Origin of the sequence: Salinicola lusitanus (assembly GCF_003206045.1) — a bacterium.
GTDB classification, from domain to species: domain Bacteria; phylum Pseudomonadota; class Gammaproteobacteria; order Pseudomonadales; family Halomonadaceae; genus Salinicola; species Salinicola lusitanus.
This window is the reverse complement of record NZ_PZJM01000001.1, coordinates 288099-305886: the sequence shown is the minus strand read 5'-3', so window position 1 is coordinate 305886 and position 17788 is coordinate 288099. Positions and strand designations below refer to the sequence as shown.

The 17788-nt window shown below is 64.9% G+C and carries 14 protein-coding genes; 9 read left to right on the top strand and 5 right to left on the bottom strand.

The features are described from left to right. Positions 1 to 23: 23 nt before the first annotated feature. The gene (locus DOM45_RS01450; protein WP_110597731.1) at positions 24 to 791 is read right to left on the bottom strand and encodes an SDR family oxidoreductase; all 768 of its coding nucleotides are present in this window, start codon (positions 789 to 791) and stop codon (positions 24 to 26) included. 870 nt (positions 792 to 1661) lie between these two features. Between DOM45_RS01450 and DOM45_RS01445 the strand changes: the two genes are divergently transcribed. Further along, on the top strand, positions 1662 to 2591 hold the full coding sequence (locus DOM45_RS01445; protein ID WP_110597730.1) for a DMT family transporter: 930 nt from the start codon (positions 1662 to 1664) through the stop codon (positions 2589 to 2591). Positions 2592 to 2638: 47 nt separating this feature from the next. Here DOM45_RS01445 and DOM45_RS01440 read toward each other — a convergent pair whose 3' ends face one another. From DOM45_RS01440 to DOM45_RS01430, 3 genes are read right to left on the bottom strand one after another with little or no spacing between them, the layout of a single operon-like run. Beyond that, on the bottom strand, positions 2639 to 3388 hold the full coding sequence (locus DOM45_RS01440; RefSeq protein WP_110597729.1) for an ABC transporter ATP-binding protein: 750 nt from the start codon (positions 3386 to 3388) through the stop codon (positions 2639 to 2641). Further along, the gene (locus DOM45_RS01435) at positions 3382 to 4485 is read right to left on the bottom strand and encodes a FecCD family ABC transporter permease (RefSeq protein WP_110597728.1); all 1104 of its coding nucleotides are present in this window, start codon (positions 4483 to 4485) and stop codon (positions 3382 to 3384) included. The genes DOM45_RS01440 and DOM45_RS01435 overlap by 7 nt, the downstream gene beginning before the upstream one ends. Continuing rightward, positions 4475 to 5632 carry an ABC transporter substrate-binding protein gene (locus DOM45_RS01430; protein WP_425353320.1) on the bottom strand — a complete coding sequence of 386 codons (1158 nt, stop codon included), beginning with the start codon at positions 5630 to 5632 and terminating at the stop codon, positions 4475 to 4477. Before DOM45_RS01430 ends, DOM45_RS01435 begins: the two co-directional genes overlap by 11 nt. Positions 5633 to 5826: 194 nt before the next feature. On the opposite strand from DOM45_RS01430, the gene dapB reads away from it, so the two are divergent. From dapB to greA, 4 genes are all read left to right on the top strand, one after another. Beyond that, the gene (gene dapB, locus DOM45_RS01425; protein WP_110597727.1) at positions 5827 to 6648 is read left to right on the top strand and encodes a 4-hydroxy-tetrahydrodipicolinate reductase; all 822 of its coding nucleotides are present in this window, start codon (positions 5827 to 5829) and stop codon (positions 6646 to 6648) included. A 311-nt stretch (positions 6649 to 6959) separates the two neighbouring features. Continuing rightward, positions 6960 to 8144, top strand: coding sequence for a glutamine-hydrolyzing carbamoyl-phosphate synthase small subunit (carA, locus tag DOM45_RS01420; protein WP_110597726.1), 1185 nt, complete (start codon positions 6960 to 6962; stop codon positions 8142 to 8144). Positions 8145 to 8243: 99 nt separating this feature from the next. After that, positions 8244 to 11477, top strand: a complete 3234-nt coding sequence (carB, locus tag DOM45_RS01415; RefSeq protein ID WP_110597725.1) for a carbamoyl-phosphate synthase large subunit — start codon at positions 8244 to 8246, stop codon at positions 11475 to 11477. Continuing rightward, positions 11470 to 11946: a transcription elongation factor GreA gene (gene greA, locus DOM45_RS01410; RefSeq protein ID WP_110597724.1), complete on the top strand. Its 477-nt coding sequence runs from the start codon at positions 11470 to 11472 to the stop codon at positions 11944 to 11946. Before carB ends, greA begins: the two co-directional genes overlap by 8 nt. 143 nt (positions 11947 to 12089) lie before the next feature. Here greA and yhbY read toward each other — a convergent pair whose 3' ends face one another. Beyond that, positions 12090 to 12416, bottom strand: coding sequence for a ribosome assembly RNA-binding protein YhbY (yhbY, locus tag DOM45_RS01405; protein ID WP_110597723.1), 327 nt, complete (start codon positions 12414 to 12416; stop codon positions 12090 to 12092). A gap of 232 nt (positions 12417 to 12648) precedes the next feature. On the opposite strand from yhbY, the gene rlmE reads away from it, so the two are divergent. The 4 genes from rlmE to glmM all read left to right on the top strand — a co-directional run bounded on the left by rlmE (position 12649) and on the right by glmM (position 17770). Next, positions 12649 to 13314: a 23S rRNA (uridine(2552)-2'-O)-methyltransferase RlmE gene (rlmE, locus tag DOM45_RS01400; RefSeq protein WP_110597722.1), complete on the top strand. Its 666-nt coding sequence runs from the start codon at positions 12649 to 12651 to the stop codon at positions 13312 to 13314. Between the two features lie 90 nt (positions 13315 to 13404). Then, a complete protein-coding gene (gene ftsH, locus DOM45_RS01395) occupies positions 13405 to 15372 on the top strand; it encodes an ATP-dependent zinc metalloprotease FtsH (protein WP_110597721.1) in 1968 nt (655 codons plus the stop codon). A gap of 150 nt (positions 15373 to 15522) precedes the next feature. Continuing rightward, positions 15523 to 16392, top strand: a complete 870-nt coding sequence (folP, locus tag DOM45_RS01390; RefSeq protein WP_240612249.1) for a dihydropteroate synthase — start codon at positions 15523 to 15525, stop codon at positions 16390 to 16392. Beyond that, positions 16385 to 17770: a phosphoglucosamine mutase gene (gene glmM, locus DOM45_RS01385; RefSeq protein WP_110597720.1), complete on the top strand. Its 1386-nt coding sequence runs from the start codon at positions 16385 to 16387 to the stop codon at positions 17768 to 17770. The genes folP and glmM overlap by 8 nt, the downstream gene beginning before the upstream one ends. Positions 17771 to 17788 lie beyond the last annotated feature (18 nt).

Below are 17788 nucleotides of genomic sequence, written 5' to 3'. Positions count from 1 at the left end.
TGTCAGGCATCGTGGTGATGCGGTCAGAGCACTGAAATCATGCCGCCATCGGCGTAGATGATCTGGCCATTGATGTAGTCGGAGGCCTGCGATGCGAGGTACACCACGGTCCCGATCAGCTCTTCCGGCTTGCCCCATCGGCCTGCCGGCGTCCTGCCCTTGACCCAGGCATCGAATTCGGCATTGGAGGTCAAAGCCTCGTTCATGTCGGTCAGCATGTAGCCAGGACCGATGGCGTTGGCCTGGATCCCCAGGCCGCCCCATTCCGCTGCCATGGCCTTGGTCAACATCTTTACTCCCCCTTTGGCCACGGTGTACGGGGCGACTGTGGCGCGGGCCAGCTCGCTGGTGAGGGAGCCGATATTGATGATCTTGCCCTGACCGCGTTCGACCATTCGCCTGGCCGCTTCGCGCCCGACGACGAACGCCGACGTGAGATTGGTATCGAGCACCCGTTGCCAGTCGGCAGTCTCGAGTTCCAGCATGGGTTTGCGAAACTGAATGCCGGCATTATTGACTACGATGTCGATCTCGACGCCGTCTTCATCGAACCGGGAAAAGGCCTCCTTGACGGCGTCGTCGTCGGTAACGTCGAAGGCGGCGGTCTGGACTCGATGGCCCGCTTCTGACATCTCGCGGGCGGCAGTGGTCAGTCGTTGCTCGTTGATGCCGTTGAGAATCACCTCGGCGCCGGCAGCGGCCAATCCTTCCGCGAAAGCACGACCCAAACCCCTGGATGAGCCTGTCACCAGTGCCGTTTTTCCGGTCAGGTCGAATAGTTGAATCGACATCGATATTCCCTTCTCTTGGCCAGCGCGTTGCGTGGGTTGATCACGAGGTCACCAGATGACATCCCGCCAGCCAACAAAAGCCGGCCAGGTCCATGTTTTCATGGGCGTCGGATGAATGCTCCGATCTGGGTTGTCGGGTATGCGTCGCGCTTTATCCGTTGGCAAATAAATGGCGTGCAGCAATCAATATGGCCTCGCTTTATTGCCCGAGTTTGACGCGGTTCGAGATTTATCTGGTCGTGATATTTTGTGATATATCAGGAATAACAGCGCCTTCAATTGGCGTCAATTGGATTCGAGTCGATTCCCTTGTGGCTAATTCTTCTATCTATATTCTTTGTTTTATCTCGCTGATTTTAAATAAAAAATTCCTTATTGGTCTTTGGTTTATGAGTCGAAGGTCTAGTCTCGTCTGGTTGAGAAAATAGCTGGGTCTGGCGGGGTCGAATAACACACTTGGTGTCGGATGATTTTAGTGCGCTAATGTTTTAAGCGTTAATCTTAACGCTGCGTTTATTGTCGGCACGGTGTCGGGTTTGGCCGCGCATGAAGTTTCGGTGGTCGCATCCTGCGGAAAGCGGATTGTCGACCTCCAGGCGCGGAGGCTCGTGGCATGGCGGACGGGCGTTAACTTCATTCAGGTCAGGGTTGGCATGACCTTGGCATACTGTTGCCATCAACAGTGATCGATCTGGCAGGATTGCGCCCAGGAGAAAGTCGGGGCGTGCCCCGGACTGCGATCAGGGGGACTTCCCTGTTCCAGCTCATGGCAATGGGAGGCCTTGCCCTCCAGCGAGATTCGGTGCACCCAGGTATAATGTCGCCCGCTCGTTGAAGCCGAATCATCCCGCCCCGAGGAGACGCCTTTCCATGCACGACACCACGGACCGGCCGCTGGCCGGCATTCTGCTGCGGCTGCTCTCGGGGCTGCTGTTCGCCGGCATGCTGGTCTGCGTCAAGGCGGTCAGCGACGAGGTGCCGCTGGGGCAGACCGTGTTCTTTCGCTCCGCCTTCGCGCTGCTGCCGATCGTCGTCTTCATGCTGTGGCGGCGTGAATTCCCGCGCGCCCTGGCCACCCGGCGGCCGCTCGGCCATCTGCTGCGCTCGGGGCTGGGGGCGGCGGCGATGTTCGCCTCCTTCGCCGCGGTGGCGCGGCTGCCGGTGGCGGAGGCGACCCTGCTGGCCCAGTTGGCGCCGGTGGCGCTGGCGCTGGGCGGGATCCTGTTGCTGGGTGAACGGCTCACCCGCCACCGCCTGGCGGCGCTGACGCTGGTGCTGGTCGGGGTGGGGGTGCTGATCCTGCCCGAACTGCGCGGCGCCCCGGCGCCGTCGCGGATCACCGGTTACGCCCTGGGTATCGGCGCCGCGCTGCTCACCGCCGGGGCGCTGCTCACGGTGCGGCGCATCTCGCGCACCGAGACGCCCGCCTCGATCGCGTTCTACTTCGTGCTGGTGACCACGCTGGCGGGGCTGGCGACCGCCGCCCTGGGCTGGGTTTCGGTGGCCTGGCCGACGCTGCTGCTGCTGGTGCTGGCGGGGCTGTTCGGCGGTGCGGCGCATATCTGCATGACGCTGGCGCTGCGCATGACCGAGGTCTCTCGGCTGGCGCCGTTCGAGTACGTGGCGCTGATCTGGCCGCTGCTGGCGGATCTGTGGCTGTTCGGACAGCCGCTCTCCAGCGGCTTCGTGCTGGCCCTGCCGCTGGTGCTGGGGGGCGCCATGCTGGCAGCGCTGGAGGGGCGACGCCTGGGATGGCCGCGGCGGCGCCTGGGTGCGGGTAGCCCGAGCGCGGGTGACTAGGCTCCGCACGAAAAGTCGGCGAGGGTAGGCCGTTGCCGTTGCAATACCTAGATGGCGGCTTCGACGATCAACTGCGGCCTTCCCTGGGAGCAGGGCTCGATGCGCGCCTCGACCTGGAAGGTGTGGCGCAGCATCTGCGGTGTCACCACCTGTTCGCAGGGGCCGCAGTCGACCAGTCGCCCGCTTTCGATCACCAGCGCCTGATCGGCGAAGCGCAGGGCGTGGCCGAGATCGTGGAGCGCGGCGATGATCAGCATGTTCCGCTCCTGGGCCAGTCGGCGCAGGATGCTGAGCAGGCTGATCTGGCGGTGGAGGTCGAGCGCCGAGGTGGGCTCGTCCAGCAGCAGGATGTCGGGGGACTGCACCAGCGCCTGGGCCGCGCCCACCAACTGCCGCTGGCCACCGCTCAGGTTGCCGATGTCACGCCCGGCCAGGGTGTCGATGCCGAGCTCTGCCAGCGCCTTGTCGACCTCGCCGAGGTCGGCATCCGCCACCTTGAGGCGGCGCCCCTGCATGCGCGCCAGCAGCACCGCTTCGTAGACCGTCAGCACCGCGGTGGCGCCGTTGTCCTGGGGCATGTAGGCGATCGGACGCTCACTGCGAGTGCCAGTGATGCGTACCTCACCCTCCCCTTCGAGCAGCCCCAGGATGCGCCGGAACAGGGTCGACTTGCCCGCCGCGTTGGGGCCGAGCAGCGCCACTACCTGGCCACCGTGCAGCGGCGGCGTGGAGATGTCGGTGAGGATCTGGCGGCGGCCGTAGCGCGCCGAGAGGCGATCGAGCGTCAGCGTTACCATGCGTTCTTCTTGTGGTTGAGGATCAAGAACAGGAAAAACGGAATCCCCACCAGCGAGGTGATGATGCCGATCGGAATGATGGTGCCGGGGATGATCACCTTCGACAGCACCGAGCCCACCGAGAGCATCAGGGCCCCGCACAACGCCGAGCCGGGCAGGAAGAAGCGCTGATCCTCACCCAGCAGCAGGCGCGCGATATGCGGCCCGACCAGCCCGACGAAGCCGATGGTGCCGACGAAGGAGACGGCGATCGCGGCCAGCAGCGAGACCATGATCAGCACCTCCAGACGCAGCGCCCGCGGCTTGACGCCCAGGCTCTCGGCCTTGGCATCGCCCAGGCGCATGGCGGTCAGCGCCCAGCCGTGGCGGGCCAGCAGCGGCACCACCACCGCAAGCACGGCGAAGGCGATGCCGAGCTTGGGCCAGGTCGCCTTGGTCAGGCTGCCCATGGTCCAGAACACCACCGCGGAGACCGCCTGCTGGCTGGCGAAGAACTGAATCAGCGCCATCAGCGAGTTGAAGATGAAGACCATGGCGATGCCCAGCAGCACGATGGTCTCGATCGTCACCCCGCGGCGCATGCTCAGGAAGTGAATCGCCAGCGCGGTCAGCATCGCCATGATGAAGGCGTTGAGCGGGATCGCGTAGTCGACCAGCGCCGGCACCAGGGTCACCCCGAAGGCCAGCGCCAGCGCGGCGCCGAAGCTGGCCCCGGCGGAGATGCCGAGGGTGAAAGGGCTGGCCAGCGGGTTGCTGAGGATGGTCTGCATCTGGGCGCCGGCGATCGACAGGCTGGCGCCCACCACCAGCGCCATCAGTGCCACCGGCATGCGGATCTGCCACAGGATCACCCGCAGCGAATCCTCCACCGAGCCGGGGGTGAAGAGCGCCGCGATCACCTGGTCCAGGCCGAAACGCGCCGGCCCCAGGGCAAGGTCGATACACAGGCTGGCGAACAGCGCCAGGGCCAGCGCGGCCAGGATCAGTTGGCGCCGCAGCACCAGCCGGCGATAGAGATTGGCATCATCGGCCGCGGCCGGGGCGAAGGCGGCCGCACGCGACGGCGCGGCGGCCACGCGGGAACTCTCAGTCGTCATGCAGGGATACCCAGTAGCCGGGGGCATAGTCCACCGGCAGGAAGCGCTGATGCAGCTCGCGCAGGGTGGCCTCGGGGTCCAGATCGGCGAACAGCTCCGGGTGGAACCACTTGGCCAGCTGCTGCACCGCCACGAAGTAGTAGGGGCTGTTGTAGAACTGGTGCCAGATGGCGTGGACCTGACCGCTCTTCACCGCCTCGATACCGGTCATGGCGGTGCGGTGGGTCAGTTGCTCGAGCTTGGCCCGGGCCTGCTGCATGTCAGCCCCCGGGCCCACGCCGACCCAGTTGCCGCCAGGGACGTAGGCGCCCCAGTTGCCGCCGGTGACCACCACCTGATCGGGGTTGGCGGCGATGATCTGCTCCGGGTTGAGGGTGCCGAAGGTGGCGGGGATGATGCCGTCGGCGATGTTGTGGCCGCCGGCGAGTTCGACGTATTCGCCGAAGTTGCCGGGGCCGAAGCTCATGCAGCAGTCGTCGGAGTAGCCGCCGGCGCGATCGATGAACACCTTGGGTCGCGCCGGGTCGGCGGCGGCGATCTTGTCGGTGACCCGGGCCAGCTGCGCCTGGGAGAAGTCGATGAAAGCCTCGGCGCGCTGGGTGTCGCCGAGCAGACGCCCCATCAGACGCATCGAGGGGATGGTGTGCTCGAGCGGCTTCTCGCGGAAATCGACGTAGACGATCGGAATGCCCAGCGCGGCCAGCTTGGTGTCGTAGCCGGCGTCTTCGGTGGCGGCCTTGGCCTCCAGGTTCATCAGCACCACGTCCGGGTGCAGACTGGCGGCCTGCTCGACGTCGAAGGTGCCATCCTTGAAGCCGCCGAAGGTGGGGATCTGCTTCATCTCGGGAAACTTGGCGGCGTAGGCGGCGTAGTTGTCCGGGTCGGCCTCGGCGAGGTCGTGGCGCCAGCCCACCACGTGGGCGAACGGGTTGTCGGGCTCGAGCGCGGCGAGCAGATAGATCTGGCGCCCCTCGCCGAGGATGACGCGCTGCACCGGCGCCTCGAGGGTCACCTGACGGCCGGCGATATCGGTCACCGTGATCGGGTCGGCCCAGGCGCTGGCGGTGCCGCCGAGGGCGAGGGTGATGACGGCGAGACGAACGAGCCTCGCGGCGTATCCGGCGAAGAGGGAACGTGGCTGAGTCACGGCGAGATCCGGCTGTGGGGCTGATGGATTAGTTACGCATGATTCTTATTTGCGATGGGGCGCTAGTATGTCGCAGGGGTGGCGGGGCGTCCAGCGCTGCACCCAGGCTTGCCGGGGGCTGCCGACAGGCGTCGCGCGGGCCCCGGCGGCAGTTGTTATACTGCCGCGACGCTTACCCTACCGCTGGAGATCGCATGCCTTCTCACGCCCCCCGTATCGCCATTGTCGGCGCCGCCGGCCGCATGGGCCGCAACCTGGTCAGTGCCGTGCAGCAGGATGACGGGGTCAGTCTGGCCGGCGGTAGCGTTTCCGCCGGCAGCTCGCTGGTCGGCGCCGACCTTGGCGAACTCGCCGGCATCGGCCGCCTGGGCGTGGCCGCCACGGACGACCTGGCCGCCATCGCCGACGACTTCGATGTGCTGATCGACTTCACCAGCCCCGCCACCACCCTGGCCAACCTCGCCTTCTGCGCCGACCACGGCAAGGCGATCGTGATCGGCACCACCGGCCTCGACGAGGCCCAACTGGCCGAGCTCGACGGCTACCGCGAGCGCGTGGCGATGGTCTTCGCGCCCAACATGAGCGTCGGTGTCAACCTGACCCTCAATCTGCTCGCCACCGCCGCCCGCGCGCTGGGCGACGAGGGCTACGACATCGAGGTGATCGAGGCCCACCACCGCCACAAGGTCGACGCGCCCTCGGGTACCGCGCTGAAGATGGGCGAGGTGATGGCCGATGCCCTGGCGCGTCCGCTCAAGGCGTACGGCGTGTTCGAGCGGGTTGGCCAGTGCGGGCCGCGCAGCGACAAGGAGATCGGCTTCGCCACCGTGCGGGCGGGCGATATCGTCGGCGAGCACACGGTGATGTTCGCCACCGAGGGCGAACGCATCGAGATCACCCACAAGGCCTCCAGCCGCATGACCTTCGCCAAGGGTGCGGTACGCGCGGCGCGCTGGCTCGCCGCGCGCGAGGCCGGGCGCTACGACATGCAGGACGTGCTCGGCCTGAAGGATTGACGCTCGGTCGGAGCGGATGTTCGACGGCGGCGGGACACCGGGTGGCGTGTCATGGGATCGAATCGCGATCGGTACTGGAGCCGGTCGCCGCTTTCCGGTATCATTTCGCCAATTTGGCCGGGCCAGCGCCGCAGGCAGTAGAGATTCGCCGCAGATGATGCAGCAACAGGACAATGAGCGGGATGAAACCGGTTTTCCGGATTTCGTCCCGCTTTTTTACGACCTTGCGGCGGCTGCCGGTCAGTGCATGAAGGGGCGTGATGCTACACCTCGACGCAATTTGTTGATGACCAGTTAAGGAGGATGTTGCCTTGAACAGACCCGCGATACTGGCTCTCGAAGACGGCAGTGTATTTCACGGCGTCGCGATCGGAGCCGATGGGCAGACCAGCGGGGAGGTGGTCTTCAATACCGCCATGACCGGTTATCAGGAAATTCTCACCGACCCCTCCTATACCCGCCAGATCGTGACCCTGACCTACCCCCACATCGGTAATACCGGCGTCAACGTCGAGGACGTCGAGTCGCATCGAATCTGCGCCGCCGGCCTGGTCATTCGGGACCTGCCGCTGATCGCCAGCAATTTTCGCAGCACGGCCACGCTCTCCGAATATCTGGCTTCGCAGAACGTCATCGGCATCGCCGATATCGACACGCGTCGCCTGACGCGCATCCTGCGCAGCAAAGGGTCGCTGAACGGCGCCATCCTGGCCGGCGACGCAGCCCGGGGCGATGATGCCGTCGAGCGGGCGCTGGCGGAAGCCCAGGCCTTCCCGGGTCTCAAGGGCATGGACCTGGCCAGGGAAGTCTCCTGCGAGTCGATCCACGAGTGGACCGAGGGCGAGTGGACGCTGGGCCAGGGCTACGCCGACACCGCCCGGGGCGAGCGGCCCTCGGAGGGCGCCCAGGACCCGCGCCCGTACCACGTGGTGGCCTACGACTACGGCGTCAAACGCAACATCCTGCGCATGCTCGCCTCCCGTGGCTGCCGCCTGACCGTGGTGCCGGCGCAGACGCCGGCCAGCGAGGTGCTGGCGATGAACCCGGACGGCGTGTTCCTGGCCAACGGGCCGGGCGATCCCGAGCCCTGCGACTACGCCATCAGTGCGATCCGTGAGGTGCTCGAGACGGATGTCCCGGTCTTCGGCATCTGCCTGGGTCACCAGCTGCTGGCGCTGGCCGCCGGCGCCAGAACGGTGAAGATGAACCATGGCCACCACGGCGCCAACCACCCGGTTCAGGATCTCGACAGCGGGCAGGTGATGATCACCAGCCAGAACCACGGCTTCGCGGTGGACGAGACCAGCCTGCCCGGCAACGTGCGCGCGATTCATCGCTCGCTGTTCGATGGCACCCTGCAGGGCATCGAGCTGACCGACCGGCCGGCGTTCAGCTTCCAGGGGCACCCTGAGGCGAGCCCGGGGCCGCAGGACGTCTCGCCGCTGTTCGATCGCTTCGTGACGATGATGCAGGCCCGCCAGCGGGACGCGGTATAAGCCGTCAGCGAAACGCAGCACGGCCTCGGCCGTTTGGAATTCAGTCTTCTTGGGTCGGCGCCAGCCGCCGACACCACCATTTTCGACGAGTGTTAGCGCATGCCAAAACGTACGGATCTCGACAGCATTCTGATCATCGGCGCCGGCCCCATCGTCATCGGGCAGGCGTGCGAATTCGACTACTCCGGGGCCCAGGCCTGCAAGGCACTGCGCGAAGAGGGCTACCGCGTCATCCTGGTCAACTCCAACCCGGCGACCATCATGACCGACCCGGTGATGGCGGACGCCACCTATATCGAGCCGATCACCTGGCAGGCGGTGGAGCAGATCATCGAGCGTGAGCGCCCGTCGGCGATCCTGCCGACCATGGGCGGCCAGACCGCGCTCAACTGCGCGCTGGATCTCGACAAGCATGGCGTGCTCGAGAAGTACGGGGTCGAGATGATCGGTGCCAACGCCGATGCCATCAACAAGGCCGAAGATCGCGATCTGTTCGACAAGGCGATGAAGAACATCGGTCTGGAGTGCCCCAAGGCGAAAGTGGCGCACACCATGGACGAGGCGTGGGAGATCCAGGCTACGCTCGGGTTCCCGGTGATCATCCGGCCTTCCTACACCATGGGCGGCTCCGGCGGCGGCGTGGCCTACAACAAGGAGGAGTTCGAGGAGATCTGCGATCGCGGTTTCGAACTCTCCAACAACCACGAGCTGCTGATCGACGAGTCCCTTCTCGGCTGGAAGGAGTACGAGATGGAGGTCGTTCGTGACAAGAACGACAACTGCATCATCGTCTGCGCGATCGAGAACTTCGACCCCATGGGCGTGCACACCGGCGACTCCATCACCGTCGCGCCAGCGCAGACGCTGACCGACAAGGAGTACCAGATCATGCGCAACGCATCGCTTGCGGTGCTGCGCGAGATCGGCGTCGAGACCGGCGGCTCCAACGTCCAGTTCGGCGTCGATCCCGACACCGGACGCATGGTGGTGATCGAGATGAACCCGCGGGTGTCGCGCTCCTCGGCGCTGGCTTCCAAGGCGACCGGTTTCCCGATCGCCAAGATCGCCGCCAAGCTGGCGGTGGGCTACACCCTGGACGAGCTGCAGAACGACATCACCGGCGGTGCCACGCCGGCCTCGTTCGAGCCGTCGATCGACTATGTCGTGACCAAGATCCCGCGCTTCACCTTCGAGAAGTTCCCCCAGGCCAATGACCGTCTGACCACCCAGATGAAGTCGGTCGGCGAGGTGATGGCGATCGGTCGCACCTTCCAGGAGTCGATGCAGAAAGCGCTGCGCGGGCTCGAGATCGGTGTCGACGGGCTCGATCCCAAGGTGATCGACTTCGGTCCGGAGAACATGGCGCTGATCAAGGGCGAGCTGCAGGCCGCCGGCGCCGACCGCATCTTCTACATCGCCGACGCCATGCGCAGCGGCATGAGCGTGGACGAGGTGTTCACGCTGACCAATATCGATCGCTGGTTCCTGGTCCAGCTCGAGGATCTGATCCTGAGCGAGGCGGCGATCACCGAACGCTCGCTGCACGATTTCAGCGCCGACGAGCTATATCGTCTCAAGCGCAAGGGCTTCTCCGATGCCCGACTGGCGTCGCTGCTCGGCGTCTCGGAGAGTGAGTTCCGCAGCCGTCGTCAGCAGCTCGGCATTCGCCCGGTCTACAAGCGGGTCGACACCTGTGCCGCCGAATTCGCCTCCGACACCGCCTACATGTACTCCACCTATGAAGAGGAGTGCGAGGCCGACGTCAGCGATCGCCAGAAGATCATGGTGCTGGGCGGTGGACCCAACCGGATCGGCCAGGGTATCGAGTTCGACTACTGCTGCGTGCATGCGGCTCTGGCGATGCGCGAAGACGGTTACGAGACGATCATGGTCAACTGTAACCCGGAGACCGTCTCCACCGACTACGACACCAGCGATCGGCTCTATTTCGAGCCGGTGACCCTGGAGGACGTGCTCGAGATCGCCGACAAGGAGAAGCCGGTCGGGGTGATCGTCCAGTTCGGCGGCCAGACCCCGCTGAAGCTGGCCCGCGCCCTGGAAGCCGCCGGCGTACCGATCATCGGCACCACCCCGGATGCGATCGATCGGGCCGAGGACCGCGAGCGCTTCCAGCAGATGATCGACAAGCTGGGCCTCAAGCAGCCGCCCAACGCTACCGCGCGCAGCTTCGAGGACGCCTTCGCCAAGGCCGAGAAGATCGGCTATCCGCTGGTGGTGCGACCGAGCTACGTGCTTGGCGGCCGCGCCATGGAGATCGTCTACACCGCCGAGGAGCTGGAGCGCTACATGACCCACGCGGTCAAGGTCTCCAACGACTCGCCGGTGCTGCTCGACCATTTCCTCAACGCGGCGATCGAGATCGATATCGATGCGGTCAGCGACGGCAAGCAGGTGGTGATCGGCGGCATCATGCAGCATATCGAGCAGGCCGGCGTGCACTCCGGTGATTCCGCCTGCTCGTTGCCGCCGTACTCGCTGCCGGCGGAGGTGCAGGACGCGATGCGCGACCAGGTCAAGAAGATGGCGGTCGAGCTCAACGTGGTCGGCCTGATGAACGTGCAGCTGGCGTGGCAGGATGGCGAGATCTACGTCATCGAGGTCAATCCGCGCGCTTCGCGCACCGTGCCGTTCGTCTCCAAGTGCATCGGCACCTCGCTGGCGCAGGTCGCGGCGCGCTGCATGGCCGGAACGACCCTGGCCGAGCAGCAGTTCACCCGCGAGATCATTCCGGGCTACTACAGCGTCAAGGAAGCGGTCTTCCCGTTCAACAAGTTCCCGGGGGTCGATCCGATCCTGTCGCCGGAGATGAAGTCCACCGGTGAGGTGATGGGGAGCGGCGCGACCTTTGCCGAAGCCTTCTACAAGGCGCAGTTGGGCGCCGGCGAAGCGATTCCGAGGCTGACCGGGGAGCGCAAGGCGTTCCTCTCCGTGCGCGAGCCGGACAAGCAAGGTGTTATCGAGGTGGCCCAATCTCTGCTAGCCTTGGGTTTCAGTTTAGTGGCAACACGGGGTACGGCCAGGGCTCTGGAAGGGGCCGGTCTGTCCGTTGCCGTCGTCAACAAGGTTTTTGAAGGCCGTCCGCATATCGTCGATCTGCTCAAGAACGACGAGATCGCCTATATCGTGAATACCACGGAAGGTCGTCAGGCGATCAATGACTCCTCGGTCATCCGGCGCACCGCGCTGGCGCGCAAGGTTCCCTATGCCACCACGCTGGCCGGGGCGCGTGCCGTCTGCATGGCGCTGGAGTACGGTAACGAGATCACGGTGCGGCGGCTGCAGGAACAGCATGCAGGAGTAGTCCATGAATAAAGTCCCGATGACCGTCCACGGCGAGCAGGCCTTGCGTCAGGAGCTGGAGCTGTTGAAAGGCGTAGAGCGCCCGCGAGTCATCAACGACATTGCGGTCGCCCGCGAGCACGGCGACCTCAAGGAGAACGCCGAGTATCACGCCGCCCGCGAGCAGCAGGGCTTCATCGAGGGGCGGATCCAGGAGATCGAGGGCAAGCTGTCGGCGGCGCAGGTCATCGACGTGACCAAGATGCCGAAGAACGGCAAGGTGATCTTCGGCGTGACGGTCGAACTGCTCAATCTCGAGACCGACGACGAGGTGCGCTACCGGATCGTCGGCGAGGATGAGGCGGACATCAAGGCCGGCAAGATCTCGGTGACCTCGCCGATCGCCCGTGCGCTGATCGGCAAGAGCGAAGGCGACGTGGTCAACGTGCGTACGCCGGGTGGGGACGTGGAGTACGAGATATCCGGCGTCGAGCATATTTGATCGCGCGCAGTTGCGCGTCGGTCAAGCGGCGTTGAAAGCGAAAGAAGCCGCGACACTGTCGCGGCTTCTTTTCATTCTGGAGCATTCTGATTTTCGCGGCTCGCGGCTCGCGGCTCGCGGCTCGCGGCTCGCGGCCTTCGTGCTCAGTGCCGCCCGTGATGCTCCTCGGCGCGTTGCACGTTGGAGAGCTTGGGGTTGGCTTTCGGGTTGTGGCGGTAGAGTAGTGCCGTCTTGCCCAGCGACTGCACCAGCTCCGCGCCGGAGAGCTCGATCAGCTCTTCGACCATGGCCTGGCGCTCTTCCCGTTCGGGAATCGCCAGTTTGACCTTGATCAGTTCGTGATCGCGCAGGGCGCGTTCGAGCTCCTGCTGAGCGCCCTCGCTCAAGCCGTTTTCACTCACCGTGACGATCGGCTGCAGATGATGGCCGATGCTGCGGAAGGCTTTCTTTTGTGCGGATGATAGGCTCATGGTAGTCTGACCGTTGGACTTCGCGATATTTTACAGCGGTGCTGCAATCGGTCTCACCACCGCACTGTCGAAACGCGACATGGTACGGGTTTCGGTCGCCGCGGGAAAGATGTCGTTGGTGTGTGGTCCCTGGAGCGGTGATGGTGATCCCCTGTCGACACCTCGCTCTCCCACGTCCGATCTTCAGTCCGCATCTCCACCCTTTCTTCGAGCTTTCTTCAGGTGATCTCCAGTGGCGCGCTCCTCCAGGCCCAGTCCCGACAATGCCGGTTCCTCGACGCGCCAGAGCAAGAGCAGCGCAGGCTGGCTGAAAGAGCATTTCGACGATCGCTACGTCCAGCAGTCCTGGAAGGATGGTTATCGTTCGCGTGCAAGCTATAAGTTGCTGGAACTCGACGAGCGTGACAAGTTACTCCGGTCCGGGATGTCGGTGATCGACCTGGGGGCCGCCCCGGGAGGCTGGAGTCAGGTCGCCGCCGAGAAGGTCGGTAGCGATGGGGTGGTGATTGCGTCGGACATCCTTGAGATGGATGCGTTGGCCGGCGTCGACTTCATCCAGGGCGATTTCACCGAAGAGTCGGTGCTGGAGGCGATTCTGGCTGCGCTGGGGGATCGCTCCGTCGACCTGGTGTTGTCCGACATGGCCCCGAACATGAGCGGCATGGCGGCGATAGACCAGCCCCAGGCGATGTATCTGGTCGAGCTGGCGCTCGATCTGGCGCGGCAGACCTTGGCACCCGGCGGTCATTTTCTGGCCAAGGTGTTTCAGGGCGAAGGATTCGACGACTACCTGCGGGAGCTGCGCGGCAGCTTCCGCAAGGTGGTCACGCGCAAGCCGGAGGCGTCCCGGGCCCGGTCCCGAGAAGTCTACCTGCTGGCGCAGGGATTTCATGGCTAGGCTTGCAAGCGTGGTTGAACGCCCCCATCTGGTGTAGTGTCAGACCACGGCAAGCGCAGGCAGCAAGATTCGTACTACGAGGGTGGTGTCTTGAACGACATGGCGAAGAATCTAATTCTCTGGTTGGTCATCGCAGCCGTGCTGCTGACGGTGTTCAACAACTTCAGCGTCGATAGCTCGCCGCACACGACGAGCTATTCGCAGTTCGTGCAGCAGGTCCAGAACGACCAGGTGCGCAGCGTGACCATCGACGGCTACACCATCAACGGTGAGCGCAAGGATGGCACGCAATTCCAGACCATTCGCCCCGCCGCCCAGGATCCCAAGCTGATGGACGATCTGTTGGCGCATGACGTCACGGTCGTCGGCCAGAAGCCCGAGGAGCAGAGCCTGTGGACGCGCTTGCTGATCGCCAGCTTCCCGATCCTGTTGATTCTGGGCATCTTCATCTTCTTCATGCGCCAGATGCAGGGCGGCGGCAGTGGTCGGGGCGGCCCGATGAGCTTCGGCAAGTCGAAGGCGAAGCTGCTGAGCCAGGATCAGATCAAATCCACCTTTGCCGACGTCGCGGGTTGTGACGAGGCCAAGGAGGAGGTGGTCGAGCTGGTCGACTTCCTCAAGGATCCTTCGAAGTTTCAGCGCCTGGGTGGCCAGATACCCCGCGGCGTGCTGATGGTGGGCCCCCCGGGTACCGGCAAGACGCTGCTGGCGAAGGCGATCGCCGGCGAGGCCAAGGTGCCGTTCTTCTCGATCTCCGGGTCCGACTTCGTCGAGATGTTCGTCGGCGTGGGTGCATCCCGCGTCCGCGACATGTTCGAACAGGCCAAGAAGCAGGCGCCGTGCATCATCTTCATCGACGAGATCGATGCCGTCGGTCGCCATCGTGGCTCCGGCATGGGCGGCGGTCACGACGAGCGCGAGCAGACCCTGAACCAATTGCTGGTCGAGATGGACGGCTTCGAGGCCAACGACGGCATCATCGTCATTGCCGCCACCAACCGTCCCGACGTGCTGGATCCGGCTCTGCTGCGCCCGGGCCGCTTCGACCGTCAGGTCACCGTACCGCTGCCCGACATCCGGGGTCGCGAGCATATTCTCAACGTACATCTGCGCAAGGTGCCGATGGCCGACGGTGTCCAGGCCAGCATCATCGCCCGTGGCACGCCCGGCTTCTCGGGCGCCGACCTGGCCAACCTGGTCAACGAGGCGGCGCTGTTCGCGGCGCGACGCAATCGACGCACCGTGGGTATGGAAGAGCTGGAGCTGGCCAAGGACAAGATCATGATGGGCGCCGAGCGTCGGTCCATGGTCATGTCCGAGAAGGACAAGCTCAACACGGCCTACCATGAGGCCGGCCATGCCATCATCGGCCTGGTGATGCCCGAGCACGATCCGGTCTACAAGGTCACCATCATCCCGCGCGGTCGTGCGCTGGGCGTGACCATGTTCCTCCCCGAGGAAGACCGCTACAGCTATTCCCGTCAGCAGATCATCAGCCAGCTCTGCTCGCTGTTCGGTGGCCGGATCGCCGAAGAGATGACGCTTGGGCCGAATGGGGTCACCACCGGTGCCTCCAACGACATCAAGCGGGCCACCGAGCTTGCGCACAGCATGGTGGCCAAGTGGGGTCTCTCCGAGGAGATGGGGCCGCTGATGTACGACGAGGACGAATCGCATCAGTTCCTCGGTGGTCCCGGTCAGGGTGGCGGCAAACTGAGTTCCGGTGAGACTTCGACCCGCCTCGACAAGGAGGTGCGTCGCATCATCGACGAATGCTATGCCATGGCGCGCAAGATTCTCGAGGACAACCGCGACAAGCTCGACCTGATGGCCGAAGCGCTGATGCAGTACGAGACCATCGACGCTGCCCAGCTCAAGGACATCATGGAAGGTCGCCCGCCGCGTCCGCCGAAGGATTGGGGTGACGATGGTCCGAGCTCGGGTTCTGGTCGGCCGGTCAGCGATCCTGAGCCACAGCCAGGCGATGAAGGCACGTCGGATGACGAGCCCGGCAACCGCCGGCCCTCGGATCCTCTGGGCGGGCCGTCAGGGCTTTGAGGTGATCCGGCGGTCCACAGCCAATCCGGGTTCGAACGACTCGGCATCAACCAGCAGGGCGTCAGATATGGCGCCCTGCTGCGTTGTGAGACGGTTGCGAAACCGTACCGGCCTACCTAGAGTGGGCGCTTTTGCCAGCGACGACCTTCCATGACTGACTCTTCCTCCATCGGTGTCCGATTGCGCTGCGGCCATCACGATCTCGATCTTTCGCGTCCGCGCGTCATGGGCATTCTGAACGTGACGCCCGACTCCTTCTCCGATGGCAACCGGCACCGCGAGCTGGACGACGCGCGCCGTCACGCCGAACGGCTGCTGCGGGAGGGGGCCGACATCATCGATGTGGGCGGGGAATCGACGCGCCCCGGCGCCGAACCGGTGTCGCTGGAGGAGGAGCGTGATCGAGTGCTGCCGGTGGTCGAGACGCTGGTGCGGGAGTTCGGTGCGCTGGTCTCGGTCGACACCAGCACGCCGGAACTGATTCGCGAAGCCGCTGCGGCCGGGGCGGGGATGCTCAACGACGTGCGCTCGCTGACGCGACCCGGGGCGTTGGCGGCGGCGGCGGGCACCGAGTTGCCCGTCTGTCTCATGCACATGCGCGGAGAGCCGGGGACGATGCAGCAGGCGCCGTACTACGCCGAGCCGATCGAGATGGCGGTGGTCGAGTTCCTGCGCCAGCGCGTCACCGCCTGCGCGCAGGCAGGTATTCCGAGGGAGCGACTGCTGATCGACCCGGGTTTCGGCTTTGCCAAGACGCTGGAACACAATCTTCGACTGCTCAATCGTCTGAGTGCGCTCGAAGCGCTCGATCTGCCGCTGCTGGTCGGGATGTCGCGAAAGAGCATGATCGGCCAGGCGCTGGGCCGGCCTGTCGATCAGCGCCTGCCTGGAGGTCTCGCGTTGAGCGTGATGGCGGTCGAGCGTGGCGCTAGAATAGTCAGAGTGCACGATGTGGCAGCCACGGTCGACGCGATCGACATGGCCTGGGCCGTGCTTCAGGAACGGAGCGATCATGAGTAGACGTTATTTTGGTACCGACGGTATTCGCGGCACCGTCGGCGAGTATCCGATCACCGCTGACTTCATGCTCAAGCTGGGGTGGGCGATGGGGCGCGTGCTGTCTCGCAAGCTATCCTCTCATCAGACCCGGCAGCGATCCTCCCAGTCGCCGCGACCCAAGGTGATCATCGGCAAGGACACTCGCATCTCGGGTTACATGTTCGAATCTGCGCTGGAGGCGGGGCTATCGGCCGCAGGGGCCGACGTCTCCCTGCTGGGACCGATGCCGACCCCGGGTATCGCCTACCTGACCCGAACCTTTCGTGCCGACGCTGGTATCGTGATCTCGGCTTCGCACAATCCCTACCAGGACAACGGCATCAAGTTCTTCTCGGCGGAAGGGCTGAAGCTGGCCGACGAGGTCGAGGCGGAGATCGAGGATGAACTCGAGAAGCCGCTGGAGACCATGGCGCCGAACCAGCTCGGCAAGGCGGTGCGAATCGGCGACGCCGCCGGGCGCTACATCGAGTTCTGCAAGTCAACGGTCCACAATCGCCTCGAGCTGCATGGCCTGAGGATCGTCCTGGATTGCGCGCATGGCGCGACCTACCATATCGCGCCCAATGTCTTTCGGGAGCTCGGCGCCGATGTCAGCGTGATCGGCGGGGAGCCGGATGGCCTCAATATCAACCGCGACGTGGGGTCGACCCACACCGAGCGTTTGCGCGAGGCTGTCCTGTCGTGTCAGGCCGACCTGGGCATCGCGTTCGATGGCGACGGCGATCGCGTACTGATGATCGACCGTCGGGGCGAGGCGGTGGACGGCGACGAGATCCTCTACATCATCGCGCGGGACCTCCACGCGCGAGGCAAGCTCAATGGCGGGGTCGTGGGCACGCTGATGACCAACTTCGGGCTGGCCGCGGCGTTCGAGAAGCAGGGGATCCCTTTCGAGCGGGCCAAGGTGGGAGACCGCTACGTCGTCGAGCGGCTGCTGGCCAACGACTGGCTGCTGGGCGGGGAGGCCTCGGGACATATCGTCTGTCGCAACGTGCAGACCACCGGCGATGGCATCGTCTCCGCGCTGCAGGTGCTGGCGGTCATGGTGCGAGAGGGGGTGCCTCTGGACCAGTTGCTCGAAGGGTTCGAGAAGGCGCCGCAGGCCCTGGTCAACGTTCGCCTGCCCCCGGGTTCCGATGCCCGGGCGCTATTGGAGAGCCAGGCGTTGTGTCGAAGCGTCGCGTCGGTGGAAGAGGAGCTGGGCGGCGGTGGTCGGGTTCTGCTGCGGCCCTCGGGTACCGAACCGCTGATCAGGGTCATGGTCGAAGGCCGACCGAGATTCGATGTCCAGGCGCTGGCGCGGCGGATCGCCGATAGTGTCGAAACCTTGATCGCCTGAGCTGATCGGATCGCCGAC